Here is a 13,187-nt window from a genome sequence, read left to right as displayed (position 1 = left end):
TTATTAATGTAGCTATGAAACGGTACTTTGCTTTTATTCTCTGTGGTTGCGTGGCCTGTAATGCTGCAGCGCTTTCTTTGCAAGATGCGCTGGATATGGCCATGGCCAACAATTCCAAAATTAAGGCTGAAAAGGCAAAAGTTGATATTGCCCAAAGTGGCAAGGACGAAGCTTTTGCTCGTTTTTTCCCGACAGTGAGTCTTTCGGCGGGTATTACAAAAATTAATGACCCGATTTCGATAGATCTTGGGCGAATGAGCGATGTCGCTGGTGCGGCCGCTTATTCCAAGGCTTATATCGATGCCTACAACAAGGCTTCCGCTGGCTATAAGCAGGCTTACGAAGGCGCCTATGCCAAGACGGGGAACGAAGCCCAGGCAAAGGCTTATGCCGAAAACGCCCTCAAGGAAAAGCTTGGCACGGGTTCTCCGGAAACGTTTGCCCAGCAGACTGCGGAAAAGTATGGTTCGGCCGCAGAGAATGCCGATTTCAACATGAAGGTGCAGGACGATTGGTTCTTTAATGCTCGCCTTAGTGTTGTGTGGCCGATTTTTACCGGTCTCAAAATTTATTCTGCATACGATGCCGCCAAGGAAAATGTGAACGCCCGCAAGGCTGAATTCGAAATGGCGCAGAACACCGTCCTCATGGATGTCGCGACAAAGTATTTTACGCTTCGCTTGTGCGAAGAACTTGTCGTGATGCGCGAAACAACCAAGAAGGATCTTGCCGAACATCTTGAACGTTCCAAGAAACTCGAAGAGGGTGGTCAGATTAGCAAGACCGAACGCCTCCGTGCCGAAGTGGCCTTGGCCGAAGCCGAGAACGCTTACGAAGATGCTCTTCGCGACCAGTCGCTTGCCCGCATGGCCCTTGCAAGTCTTTTGCACACGGACACGAGCCTTACCGCCACAACGCCGGTGGAATCGCCCGAAGGCATCCGCACGATGGATGAATTCAAGGCTCTTGCTATTGACAAACATCCGGGTCTCCGTCAGTTGCGCATTGAGCGCAAGCGTAACCAGAACGCCATTAGCGCCGCCCGCGCCGATTATTTCCCGACAATTGCATTGTTTGGCTACAAGGAACTTTACACCAAGGACTTGACGATTTTGGAACCGGAATGGGCTATTGGTGCCAAGATGCAGTGGGACATTTTCAAGGGTGGAGATACCCGCGCAAAGGTCAGTTCCGCAAAGGCAATGGACCGCTCCTTGGGTAGTCTCGAAGAAGAAACTATTGACAACTTGAAGCTCCTGGTCGAAAAGCGCTGGCGCGAACTGGAACACGCAAAGGGTAGGCTTGTAAGCCTCGCCAAGACGCGTGAACTTGCCGACGAAGCGTTGCGCAGCCAGAACAAGGCTTATGAAGCAGGGCTTGCAACAGGCCTTGATGTTGTGGATGCTGAACTTGCTCTTTCTCGCTTACAGGTGGCTGACCTCAAGGCTCATTACGATGCCGTTATTGCTTGGCTTGGACTCCTCGAAGCCGCTGGCGAAGTCTCTACGGCGGGTACAGTTCTTGTGTCTAAGCAACTTGTGGTTGAAAAGCCTGTCGATGCTTCGGAAAGCTCAGCAACCGACGCCGCTCGTCATCCTGAGCAGAGCGAAGGATCCAGTGAAGTTGTACAGCCTGCCGAACAAAATTTAGAAACGGAGAATAAATAATGAACGCGTTAAAGATGATTGGAAAAGTAGTAGTCGTTATTGCTTTGATTGTGTTGGTTATTATGGGAATTTCCCAACTCCAACAGTTTGCAACGCAACCGCGCGAACAGTTCTTGCAAGGCCAGATGGAAGCTCGCCGCGTGCTCGTGGCAGGGAAGGTTCCTGGCCGTATCGAACGCTTGCTCGTTCACGAAGGCGATGTCGTGACGAAAGATTCTTTAGTGGCTGTTATCAGTAGCCCAGAAATCGAAGCCAAGAAGATGCAGGCGCAAGGTGCTCTTGGTGCTGCTAAGGCTCAGGCAAGCAAGGCTCGCAATGGTGCCCGCAGTGAAGATATTACTGCTCTTAAGGCCATGGCTGACCGCGCTCAAGAAGCCGCAACTCTTGCAAAGAACACCTACAACCGCGTGCAAAAGCTTTATAACGAAGGCGTGCTCCCGTTGCAAAAGCGCGACGAAGCCGAAACGCAGATGAAGGCTTCTCAGTCCGCAGCCGATGCTGCTCGCGCCCAGTACAAACAGGCCGTTGCTGGTGCTCGTAGCGAAGACAAGGCTGCTGCAAACGCTCTCGTGATGCAGGCGAAGGGTGCAAATGCCGAAGTCGATGCTTACCTCGAAGAAACCAAAATCCGCACGCCGATTTCTGGCGAAGTATCTCTCAAGCTTGCCGAAGAAGGTGAAGTCGTTGGTTCTGGTATGCCGATTATCGCTGTGACGGACTTGAACGATTCCTGGGCTGTGTTCCACCTCCGCGAAGATTACCTTAAGAAAGTGTTCAAGGGCAAAAAATTCTATCTCCAGGTTCCGGCTCTCGACAAGACTGTCGAAATGGTCGTAAGCTACATTGCTTCTGTCGGTGACTATGCCACATGGCGCAGCTCCAAGGAAAGCTCTGGCTTTGACCTCAAGACATTCGAAGTCCGTATGCGCCCGACCCACAAGGTTGAAAATCTCCGCCCGGGCATGAGCGTTCTGTTCCCTGTTGACGATATTCAGTAAGCTGCAATAGAAGGTTATTGTGCTGAAAGGTCTTTTAAAGACAATCGGGAAAATTTACTTTGGCCACAAGATTGTTTTGTGGATGATTCTTGCGGTGCTCCCCGTAGGCGTCTCTGTGTTTATGCTGGAGATGTTTTCGAGCGAAATCGTGCAGCACATCCCGATTGGTATTGTCAAGCAAGATAATAGTCAACTTGCCGATCGCCTTGAACGTGCTCTCCAGTCTAGCCCTGTGCTTGATGTCAAGCTGATTTGCCATGACATGGGCGAGTGTGAACACGCGGTAATCCGTGGAGACTTGCAAACGTTTATCGTGTTTCCGAATGAATTGGAACGCCGTGCACTCCGCCTTGAAGCGCCTGTGATTCCTGTTTATTCCAGCGGCCAGAATTACCTCACGAACATGTTTGCAACAAAGGAAATTCGTGCGGTGCTCACCGATGTGGGTTCTGAACTTTTTACGGCTTCGTTTGAAGATCCTATAAAAACAGAAATCCATTCGGTTGGTAACATCGAAGGCAATTATCAGGGATTCCTAGCGCTTGGACTTGTATCGGCAATGTTCCACTTGGCGGCGATGCTTGTGGCGGTATATATCGCTTCGTTCCCGTTGCGCGACAAGCGCGTGCGTGAATTTTACCAGTATGCAGAACGTTCCTGGGTGACGCTTGGCGTTGCTTCATTTGTTCCTGCCGTTATCATTCTTTGGCTTGAATACATGGGATGTTATGCGTACACGCATCGCATGCTCATGCCGATGGGCTTTGAAGAATTTGTGATGGTCTCCGTGGCGCAACTCTTGATGGTGATTTGCTGCGTGGGGGCGGGAATGGTATTTGTAGGTGTGACTGGCGTGATGCGTATTGCCACAGGCGTTTCGGGCGTGATTGGCGGCCCTGCGTTTGCTTTTGCCGGCCAGACGTTCCCCGTGATGGCTATGCCGTTTGCCGTGCGTTGCTTTGCGTTTTTGTTGCCGTTGACTCACGTGCTCCGTGTGCAGTCCATGATGCTTCTTGGCGATGTCGGCATGGCTGCATCTTGGGAAGTTGTCAAGCTCATGGCTGGCATGGCGCTCTTCTGGACTTTGTTCGGGTGCTTTACAATGGTTCTCCGTTGGAAGTACCGCTTGAAGCATGATTCTCAAATGCCGGTCGTTGTCGAAGAAGATGGCGAGATTACCGTAGATGCGCTGTTTAAAAGTGTGCTGGAGAAAGTCAGGAGGCGAAAACATGATTAGTCGTCTTTTGAAAGTAACCTTGACGGAATGGAAGTTGTTCTTCACTGATCCTGCGGCAGTGCTCTTGCTTGTTGTTGCTGGTATCCTTTATGCGTTCTACTATCCGACGGCATATATGAACCAGACGGTCTCTCGTGTTCCGGTGGCAATTGTGGATTTGGACCATTCGGCAAAGTCCCGTGAACTGACGCGAATGGCTTCTGCAACGCAACAGGTCGAAGTCAAGGCCGTCTATAACGACATGCTCGAAGCAGAAACCGCCATGGCCCGCGAAGATATTTTCGGTTTCATGGTCATTCCCGAGAATATGGAAAAGGATTTGCTGAACAAGAAGCCGACAAAGATAAACATCTTTACGCATGGCGCCTACGTGATGCTTCACGGTACAATCGGTACTGCATTTTCGACTTGCGCTTTGACGGTCGGCGCGGTCAGTAAAGTCAAGGCGATTGCACTTGGCAAAAAAGTGCCTTCGGCTAAAGCGATGGCCATGCGCGATCCGATTCCGCTTTCGATTCAGACTATGTTCAACAATACCGGCAGCTATTCGAATTATGTTGTCCCGAGTGTGCTTGTCGTGATATTGCAGCAGTCGTTGATTATCGGCATTTGCATTATGGGCGGTGCTCGCGGTCATCGTCGTTTCCGCAGGAACCAGCGTTATTCCGAAGTCGAGAACGAAAGTTTGCCCTATCGTTACTTAGGACGTTCGCTGGCGTACTTCTTGCATTATTGCGGATTCATTCTGTTCTACCATTGCTTCATTTACAATGTCTTTGACTTCCCGCGGCGTGGTGAACTTTTGCCGATGATGGTTTTTGCAGTGGTGTTCCTTGCGTCGGTCATTAACTTTGGCATGTGCCTCTCACAAGTATTCCTGCATCGTGAATCGAGCATGCAGTTGTTTCTGAACCTCTCCATTCCTGTATTGTTCCTTGCGAACTTTAGCTGGCCAAGTTACTTGATGCCGAGCTGGATGGTGGGATTTTCGTACATCTTGCCGAGCACGTTTGCGGTACCTGCTTGGCTTTCAATTGAGCAGATGGGCGGTGACATTTACGATGTGGCGCCTAAACTTTACCTACTAGCGATACAGGCGGTTATCTACTTCGTGCTGGGCATGCTCCTTACGCATTTGCGCGACAAGAGCAGGTTCACCACCGGCGACATGTAAAAATCGGCGACAATAAGCAAAAAAGAGTGACGAAATCACAGTCGCTTTCGCCATTCTTTTTGTAAATTGAATAGTGAAATTAAGGAACTAAAATTATGATGTTCGATCCTTTATACATGGGAATTCTCGTAATCACGCTCGTCCTTTCGGGCGCGGTTTCTCTGTTGGTCAAAACGCGTTTTGCTGCTGGCCAAAAAGTCACGATTTCTAGCGGCCTTACCGGTGCCGATGTTGCCAAGGCTATCCTAATGGAAGCTGGCATTACCGATGTGAAAATCCTCAAGCACCAGGGCTTTTTGTCGGACCATTACAACCCGCTGAACAAGACTCTGAACTTGTCACCAGAAGTTTATTCCGGCCGCAATGCAAGTGCCGCAGGAGTTGCCGCGCATGAAGTCGGTCACGCTATCCAGCATGCCGAAGGTTATTTCCCGCTGTGGCTCCGTTCTGCAATTGTCCCTGCCGCAAATATCGGTTCCAATCTCGGCCCGTGGCTTGTGATTATCGGCATTATGCTCATGGGCATGGGCAAGGCGCTTGGTCAATCTCTCGCGGTTGTCGGCGTTGTGCTCTTTGGTCTTGCAACACTTTTCTCGTTGGTGACCGTGCCTGTTGAATTTGACGCTTCGTCTCGCGCCAAGAAGGCTTTGGCTCGCATGGAAGTTGTTGCCCAAGGGCGTGAATATAACACCGTTTCGGGTGTGCTTTTTGCCGCTGGCCTCACGTATGTTGCTGCTGCAATATCCTCTGTTTTGCAGTTGCTCTACTGGGCTTATCGAGCCGGATTACTCGGCGGCCGCCGCGACGATTAACGATTGCTTTGTCATCCCGGACTGTGTTCCGGGATCGCCTGTTTTTTTTTGCCTCGCTTCGGCGGGGCTTTTTTGTTGATTTCGCAATAAAACTCGCTATTATCAAATAATTTGGAGTATCTGCCAAATTCTTTTTGTTCTTTTCTAAAGAAAAAGCGATATCTTTATAAGGAGAAACATTTTCTAGGGAGCAAAAATGGAATACCAGAATATTGATATTAGTACCTGGACACAGGTGGGCGAGGGCGGTAACGGAAAAACTTATGTGCATCCCGGTCATCCTGATTTCCTCTTGAAAGTGAATAACCCGCCTCGTTGCGATGAGGCAACAGTAAAACAAGAACGTGATGCCGCTCAGCATGTTTTTGATTTGGGAATCCCGACTCCTCGTATGTTTGATATGGTGCGTGTGGGGGATGGTTACGGTCAGCTCGTAGAAATCATTAAGGGAAAAAAGTCTCTTTCGCGTATTTGCTCCGATGATCCGTCTCGTATCAGTGAAATGGCTAAGTTGCTTGCTTCGATGGGTTTGCAACTGCATGCAACGCCTTGCGATACGGAGTTTTTCCCAAGCCGCAAGGATCTTGCCTTGAAGGGGATTGATGCGTCTGATTTTGTTGCTGATGATGATCGGGAAAAATTGCGGGCGTTTGTTCAGAGTATAGAAGACGAGAAAACCTGCTTGCATGGTGATTTCCAGATGGGTAACCTGATTATTTCTGCCGATGGTAAACCTTATTGGATTGATCTTGGCTGGTTTAGTCACGGTTCGCCAATGTTCGATATAGGGCATTTTTTCATGACTTGCCAAGTTTATTCTCAGTTCCCGGCAGCGCAGGAAATTTTCCACATGTCGCAGGAACAGTTGAAAAACTTCTGGAATGCGTTTGCTGAGGCCTACACGGGGAATAAGGACATTTCCGCCTTCACTGCTCTTGCTGGCAAGTTTGCTCCTTTGGATGCTTGTATCCGTTCAATCTTGATGCCGACTCCTGAAGCTTATAAGAAGTTGTTTGCAGGATTGGTTCATTCCCTGGTCGAAAAGTTTTATTAAGAGAGGCTGTTATGTCTGAAGAAGTTGAAAAAATCAATTTAGATGATTATGTAGCGACCGGTGAAGGTGCGACTTCAATCGCATACACGCACAAGACTCGCGATACGATTGCGAAACTTTATCACCCCGGATTCGAAGCGGACTGTGCTAAAAAAGATTTTTTGACATCTTGCTCAGCTTTTGATTTGGGAGTTCCGACTCCAAAACCAATTCGCTTGATAACGGATGGTGAACGCTTTGGTGCTGAATATGAACTTATCCGAAATAAGCGCTCTTTTTCGAGAATTATTTCAGAAGAGCCGGGTCGTTTGCAAGAGCTTTCTTTGATATTTGCAGAAATGGCTAAGAAACTCCATTCGACGAAAGCGGATACGACGAAGCTTGTGTCTACAAAGGAAAAATTCCATCGCTTTTATCTTGAAAAGGCTGTAGTTCCTGACTTTTACAAGCAAAAGGCCTTGGCTTTTATCGATACGGTTCCCGACACCCCGACTTGCCTTCATGGCGATTTGCAAATCAGCAATGTCATTACCGATGGAAAGCGAACACTTTGGATTGATATGGGCGATTTCGGCTATGGTGACCCTGGTTGGGATTTGGGAATGTTGTGGAGCATGACGAACAGAATGGATGAGCAAAAGGCGGATCTTGTTTTCCACATGAATAAAGAAGAACTTTTGGCTCATTGGAACATTTTCTTCTCTGCTTATTTGGGAACGACGGACCCGCAGAAAATCGCGGAAGCCACGAAACGGATTTTGCCGTTTGCAGCAGTCAAGATTCCTTATATGTTCTATATCGCAAAGCATTTCACTTTGCCGGATGAAGCCTACCCGTATATCGCTAAATTATTTGGATAGCATGTTTTCGCATATATTTTGCATATATGGTGGAAAAACATATCATAGCGCTAGAATTGTTTCTATTTTATGTAGAGAGAACGGAGCTTTGTAATGGGAATCGAATTTGGAGTGCTGAAACGTGAGGAACTCAATGAAGCTGTGGCGCTTTCTGTCAGAGCTTATGAGAATTACGAGTACTTTATAAGTTTTTTCCCGGATTTGGGCTTGAGGCATAAGGTGATACGGTCCGTTTTGTACGGAACGTGGCGCGCGATTTTGAAAAAGTCGCATTTCTTGATGGCTAAAGTAGACGGGAAAATTGTAGGCTTGACTGTGCTCGAAGATCCGCATTACAAGAGACCGTCGGATTTACAGTTCCTACTTCATGGCTGGTGGAATGTCTATTTTAGCGCAGGCATAAAACGTGTGAATGCTTGGGTTAATATGGATGAAACAGCAGGGACTCCATGTCATGATTACCAGCACAATGGCGAAAATATTTGGTATTGCAGTTCGTTGACAGTGGACCCGCCATATCAAGGAAAGGGTGTTGGTACACAGCTTGTTGCGTTTATGGAAGAATACATTCGTGAACATGGAGGTAAGCAACTGACTTTGTTCACAAACTCAGAGAAAAATCTTGCGTTCTATAAGAAGAATAATTTTGAGGTTTTTGATGAACGCGATATTGCTGTCCGAGATGGCTTGAAAATGAGAAGCTGGAGCGTTAAAAAAACGCTTTAGCGCTATCAATAAAAATTAATTTTTGCCGGCTCCGTAGACAACGGGGCCTTCTTCGTCTTCATCATCGTCGCCATGCTCGGCGAGATAAGCCTGGTATTCTTCGTCGGTCATTCCGCCTTCGTCATCTTCGGGCATAAAGGACTTTTTCTTAGGTTTCTCGGAAGTTGCGGACTTCTCGGGAGCTGCGCTTGATGTGGATGCCGCTGACTTTGATTCTTCCTTGCGGCTTGAGCGGGCGCTGCGGTTCAAGTAGGCAATGTATTCTTCGTCAGTCATTTCGTTGCCGAAACTGTAAGATGAATACTTGTCTTCTTCGGGCTCTTCTTTTTGAACTGATTGAACTGCCGCCGGTGCGGGCTCGTCCCAAGCGCTGGATTTGTATGAATCGTAAGAGGACGTGCTGCGAGATGCCGCGGAGCTTGGCTGCGCGGATGTTGACTGAGCGGATGTTGCGGACTGCGCAGAGTGAGTTGCTGACTGCGCGGAACTTGCGTTGTTGTAGAAAGCCTGTGCCTTCTGCATAAAGGCGGCAAACTCTTCATCGCTCATCTGCTGGACCGCTTGTTCGTTCAAACCTTGAACATCGTTTATGTTGCCTGCAACAATTGTGTCCGCGGATTCACCTTCATCTTCGTCAAGTTCTTCGACTTCATCAGATTCATCCACCGGTTCGAATGAGTGAGCCGGTTCAATGACATGTGACGTTTCGACAATGTCTTCGAGAACACTTGCGTTTGACTTTGTTCCTACGTCGGCTTCAGAGTCCGCTTCGCTACGAGATGCGCCAGATTCGATTGTCGGGATGGCTGCGTCTTCGATTGTGGATGCTTCTGTGGACTGCGCGGTGTCTTGACCCGGTACAGCTTCGACGTTTTCCGGAGTTGTGGGCTGCGCTTCGCTAAACTGCGCCGATGCTGATGCAGACTGCATATCGCTAGATTGCGCTGCATCTTGTGCCGGCGTTTGTGCGTTTGCGTCTGGCGCGCTTGCTGCCTGCATTGCGCCTTCGGCAGCATCTGCTTCCGCAATCATATCTGCAAACGGATTGTCCTGCACTTCGGAAATATCTTCGCGACCTTCGAGCATGGCATTGAGGTCTTCGTCCGTAACGTTCCTGCCACGCTCCGTCCAAAGGACGGCCTCGCGCATCGTCGCGGCAAGGTCGCCCACGCTCTTTTCCTTGGAACGTGCAATCGCCTGGCTGCGGATGGTATCCACGAGTCCCGACTTGACTTCGGGATCCTTGCTGAAGAACACGGTCTCGTGTGCCATTTCGTCGGCATACTCGGGGTTGTTCTTCTTGCGGTAAATCCAAATCGGTCCGAAAAGTTCACTCTGACGGAAAACGATATCGTCCGTCTTGATCATTTCGAGCATTGCCATGAACGTCACCGCTGCGACAATCGGATGTGAATCGTTGTCGAGCAAGTCTTCGAAAAGCGCACGACCATGCACATTCAAGAAGTTGTTGATTGCCTGCTGACGGTCCTGAATCGTCACGTAGTCCAATTCAATATGGTGAATCGTCTCGGAAATCTTTGTCTTTAAGCTCTTTTGGTAGGCGCGGAAAAGCTGCCAAATGTTTGCATCGGCGAGCGTGTCGTCGTCGCTCTGCGTTTTTTCAAGACGCCCACGGGAATACGTACCGAAGTTTTTCGCTTCCATTTCCTGGAGACCGCTAGCCACCTGCTTGAAACGCTGGTATTCCAACATTTCCTTCATGAGCTTTTCGCGGTCTTCGTTGTATTCCTCTTCCATCTCCGGATCGCGTTCTTCGGCCGGGAGCAACTCCTGCACCTTGAGCGCCATCAAGCGGCTTGCCATAAACAGGAAGTCGCCAGCCTTGGAAAGATCTGTTTCGGAATACTCGTTCACCCATTTGAGAAAGTCGTCTGCGATTTCTGCAATGGGAATCTGGTCCAGCGTCATTTCCTTTTTCTGAACGAGATAGACAAGCAAATCCATCGGCCCGTTAAACGAACCGATTTTTACTTCGTAGTCTTCTTGCTCAAGAACTTCGGAATCAACCATTGAAGTATAATATAGAAATTAGAAGAGGGGAGCTAGGCGAATAGCGACCAGCCGTTGTGTACGTCCATTAAAATGTCCAATAATGTCCAAAAATAATAATTCCCCAAATCTCATTAAAATTTTGAGATTTGGGGAAATATCTGCTATTTTTGATGGATAATTTCCTAAAATCTCGTAAAAAATATCGCTTTTGGGGAAATATATGATTCATTTTTATATATTTTGAAAAAAAAAACAACATGGGGGATTCCGATGAACCTGATTGGACGAAATCGTGAAATAGGGGAGCTCGACCGGTGCCTAAAAAGTGACCAGTCGGAGTTTGTTGTTGTTTATGGTCGTCGCCGAGTAGGCAAAACCTTCCTTGTCGAAGAATTCTTCAACCGTCAATACGACTTTTCTTTTGTCGGCGGTCACAATCTAACCGTGAAAAAGCAATTGCGTAATTTCGCAAAGGTCATCAAACATTATGCGCATTTGCCGGAATTACCTGTGTTTACCGACTGGTCCGATGCGTTCGATTCATTAACTGGATGGATCGAGTCTCAGTCTAGTGACCATAAAAAGGTCATTTTTTTTGACGAAATGCCCTGGATAGATACCCCAAAATCGGATTTTATTGAAGAGTTCGAGAATTTTTGGAATGGTTGGGCCGCACGCCGTAAAGATATATTGTTTATTGCTACAGGTAGCGCAACCAGCTGGATGATCGACAAACTCGTTGAAAACCAAGGTGGGTTGCATTGCCGCATTACGAACAGCATTTATCTGAATCCCTTTACGCTTTATGAATCGGAACAATACCTCCGTGCCAGGAAATGCGCATGGGACAGATACCAGATTCTCCAAGCGTATATGATTTTGGGCGGTGTCCCGTTTTACTGGAGCTTGCTGGACACTCGTTTGAGCCTTGTCCAAAACATCGACCGTCTTTTCTTCCGTAAAAACGCACTACTGAAAATTGAATTTGACGAACTGTATAACGCGTTGTTCGCCCATGCGGATTACTATGTACAAGTGGCTCAATTGTTGGCAAACCATAAGGAAGGCTTGACTCGTTCCCAAATAGACAAAAAGGTCGATTTTGATGGCAAAACACTGACAGCCGTGCTGAAGAACCTTGAACGATGCGATTTTGTTTTGCGATATAGCCAGCTTGGTAACAAGGTCAAGGACGCCATCTATCGGTTGTCTGATTTTTATACTCTCTTTTATTTCAAGTATGTGCAGGCGAATAACTCTCTTGATGAACAATGGTGGAGTAAACATTTCAACTCGCATAGCGTAGAAACTTGGCTTGGACAGACTTTTGAACTTGTCTGCATGACGCATGTCGATGCGATAAAGCAGAAACTGGGTATTGCTGGCGTTGCGACGGAAGTGTCTGCGTGGAGATATGTGCCGAAAAGCGATTCTGAAAAAGGTGCTCAAATTGACTTGGTTATTTCAAGAGCCGATAGGACAATAAACTTGTGCGAAATTAAATTCGCTATGGGCAAGTATCAGATGACGGCAGAATACGCCGACTACATTCGCGACAGGGCCGAACTATTCCGTGCCAAAACGAAAACCAAGTACGCCATTGTTCCTACAATGGTAACTACCTACGGTGTTGACGAAGGTGCCAACAGCGTTGCACAACAAGAAATCACGATGGAAGATTTGTTCAGGGGGAATACGGTATAAAGTTTTTCCCGTAAAGCGTCGCCAAGCGATCCAGCAGAACCTGCTTGTCTCGGATGAGTAGAATTTGTCGGATAATCGGCATGTCCTCAACAATGGGTTACAGCGGATTTTCCGATTATTCTCATACAACCAGCATTGAATCTAATGAGGCTTCGACTGCATCCTCAAACAGAATTACTCACTGAACGAGAAAGGAATGGTTGCTGTCGTGTTGCCGGATTTCACCTTGCCGAATTTCCAGCGACTCACAGCAGATTTGATTTCGTTGTCAAATTCGTCGTTACCAGTAGTGGAAGATACAACGTAGATGCTGATAATTTCGCCACCCGGAGCAATAGTAAACCTCAAGGTAACCTTACCCAGGAATCCCGGTTTTTCCTTCACGTATTTGTTATAGATGGGGCGAAGCCCTGGAGTGCGCTGACGGACTGTCTTCATGATGTCCGCTGCGGAACGAGGACCACTGCCAGCACCCATGTCGACATTGCGTTCAGACGGAGTCTTGATGGATCCTTTGGCTTTGGTTGCGATACAGTCACCACCGCCAAGCATCCCGGCGGGGCCATCGCCAATACCTCCGTAGCCGGAGTGATAGTTCTTGTTCGCGACCTTTGTATCGCATTTTTTTGTGGCATTGGACAAAAAGGAACTAAAATCTGGATGTTCGATATTGTTTTTCAAGTCCTCATCGAACTTTAAATACGTCTCTTCGCTATATTCACTTTCCAATTCTTTGATGACGCACTTGCAGACTTGTTCATTTGCCCCAAAAGAACAATCTCTTACAAATTGTTGCTCCGTTTGCCACGAATAATTAAAACCTTTCGCGGTACTTTTCTCTGCAACTAAAGACGCCGCGCCACCGGCCGCAAAAGCAACACTTGCCGTCAAGAGGATGGAAAGAAATGTAACGAGCTTTTTCATGGTTTTATTCGTAGTTCA

11 protein-coding genes are annotated in these 13,187 nt (G+C 47.9%); 9 read left to right on the top strand and 2 right to left on the bottom strand.

The window, feature by feature from the left end; all coding sequences use genetic code 11:
- The first annotated feature begins 14 nt into the window (after positions 1–14).
- From BUQ91_RS09550 to BUQ91_RS09515, 8 genes are all read left to right on the top strand, one after another.
- A complete protein-coding gene (locus BUQ91_RS09550) occupies positions 15–1,667 on the top strand; it encodes a TolC family protein (protein WP_074209086.1) in 1,653 nt (550 codons plus the stop codon).
- Positions 1,667–2,665 (top strand): HlyD family secretion protein, encoded by a 999-nt coding sequence (locus BUQ91_RS09545; RefSeq protein ID WP_074209085.1) that lies wholly within the window; start codon positions 1,667–1,669, stop codon positions 2,663–2,665. The genes BUQ91_RS09550 and BUQ91_RS09545 overlap by 1 nt, the downstream gene beginning before the upstream one ends.
- Positions 2,666–2,684: 19 nt before the next feature.
- Positions 2,685–3,902: an ABC transporter permease gene (locus BUQ91_RS09540; RefSeq protein WP_074209084.1), complete on the top strand. Its 1,218-nt coding sequence runs from the start codon at positions 2,685–2,687 to the stop codon at positions 3,900–3,902.
- The gene (locus tag BUQ91_RS09535) at positions 3,895–5,076 is read left to right on the top strand and encodes an ABC transporter permease (protein ID WP_074209083.1); all 1,182 of its coding nucleotides are present in this window, start codon (positions 3,895–3,897) and stop codon (positions 5,074–5,076) included. Before BUQ91_RS09540 ends, BUQ91_RS09535 begins: the two co-directional genes overlap by 8 nt.
- A 95-nt stretch (positions 5,077–5,171) precedes the next feature.
- The gene (locus tag BUQ91_RS09530) at positions 5,172–5,888 is read left to right on the top strand and encodes a zinc metallopeptidase (protein WP_074209082.1); all 717 of its coding nucleotides are present in this window, start codon (positions 5,172–5,174) and stop codon (positions 5,886–5,888) included.
- A gap of 196 nt (positions 5,889–6,084) precedes the next feature.
- Positions 6,085–6,942 (top strand): TIGR02172 family protein, encoded by an 858-nt coding sequence (locus BUQ91_RS09525; protein ID WP_074209081.1) that lies wholly within the window; start codon positions 6,085–6,087, stop codon positions 6,940–6,942.
- 11 nt (positions 6,943–6,953) lie between these two features.
- Complete coding sequence (locus BUQ91_RS09520; protein ID WP_074209080.1) at positions 6,954–7,802, top strand: TIGR02172 family protein; 849 nt, start codon at positions 6,954–6,956, stop codon at positions 7,800–7,802.
- Positions 7,803–7,895: 93 nt separating this feature from the next.
- Positions 7,896–8,528 carry a GNAT family N-acetyltransferase gene (locus BUQ91_RS09515; RefSeq protein ID WP_074209079.1) on the top strand — a complete coding sequence of 211 codons (633 nt, stop codon included), beginning with the start codon at positions 7,896–7,898 and terminating at the stop codon, positions 8,526–8,528.
- A 15-nt stretch (positions 8,529–8,543) separates the two neighbouring features.
- Here BUQ91_RS09515 and BUQ91_RS09510 read toward each other — a convergent pair whose 3' ends face one another.
- Complete coding sequence (locus tag BUQ91_RS09510; protein ID WP_074209078.1) at positions 8,544–10,559, bottom strand: segregation and condensation protein A; 2,016 nt, start codon at positions 10,557–10,559, stop codon at positions 8,544–8,546.
- 252 nt (positions 10,560–10,811) lie between these two features.
- Here BUQ91_RS09510 and BUQ91_RS09505 point away from each other — a divergent pair, with 252 nt between their 5' ends.
- A complete protein-coding gene (locus BUQ91_RS09505) occupies positions 10,812–12,245 on the top strand; it encodes an AAA family ATPase (RefSeq protein WP_074209077.1) in 1,434 nt (477 codons plus the stop codon).
- 174 nt (positions 12,246–12,419) lie between these two features.
- On the opposite strand, the gene BUQ91_RS15420 is transcribed toward BUQ91_RS09505, so the two are convergent.
- Entirely contained in the window at positions 12,420–13,169 is a 750-nt protein-coding gene (locus BUQ91_RS15420; protein WP_083601223.1) for an AgmX/PglI C-terminal domain-containing protein, read from the bottom strand.
- Between the last annotated feature and the right edge of the window lie 18 nt (positions 13,170–13,187).

The organism is Fibrobacter sp. UWB11, assembly GCF_900143015.1.
Lineage (GTDB): Bacteria > Fibrobacterota > Fibrobacteria > Fibrobacterales > Fibrobacteraceae > Fibrobacter.
Note: the sequence above shows the minus strand (reverse complement) of the source record. Positions and strands in the feature narration are given on the sequence as shown.

Excerpts from the sequence above, each read along its gene's own strand:
- BUQ91_RS15420 (WP_083601223.1), bottom strand. The coding sequence starts at position 13,169 with ATGAAAAAGCTCGTTACATTTCTTTCCATCCTCTTGACGGCAAGTGTT.
- BUQ91_RS09505 (WP_074209077.1), top strand. The coding sequence starts at position 10,812 with ATGAACCTGATTGGACGAAATCGTGAAATAGGGGAGCTCGACCGGTGC.
- BUQ91_RS09525 (WP_074209081.1), top strand. The coding sequence starts at position 6,085 with ATGGAATACCAGAATATTGATATTAGTACCTGGACACAGGTGGGCGAG.
- BUQ91_RS09530 (WP_074209082.1), top strand. The coding sequence starts at position 5,172 with ATGATGTTCGATCCTTTATACATGGGAATTCTCGTAATCACGCTCGTC.
- BUQ91_RS09515 (WP_074209079.1), top strand. The coding sequence starts at position 7,896 with ATGGGAATCGAATTTGGAGTGCTGAAACGTGAGGAACTCAATGAAGCT.
- BUQ91_RS09535 (WP_074209083.1), top strand. The coding sequence starts at position 3,895 with ATGATTAGTCGTCTTTTGAAAGTAACCTTGACGGAATGGAAGTTGTTC.
- BUQ91_RS09550 (WP_074209086.1), top strand. The coding sequence starts at position 15 with ATGAAACGGTACTTTGCTTTTATTCTCTGTGGTTGCGTGGCCTGTAAT.
- BUQ91_RS09545 (WP_074209085.1), top strand. The coding sequence starts at position 1,667 with ATGAACGCGTTAAAGATGATTGGAAAAGTAGTAGTCGTTATTGCTTTG.
- BUQ91_RS09510 (WP_074209078.1), bottom strand. The coding sequence starts at position 10,559 with ATGGTTGATTCCGAAGTTCTTGAGCAAGAAGACTACGAAGTAAAAATC.
- BUQ91_RS09520 (WP_074209080.1), top strand. The coding sequence starts at position 6,954 with ATGTCTGAAGAAGTTGAAAAAATCAATTTAGATGATTATGTAGCGACC.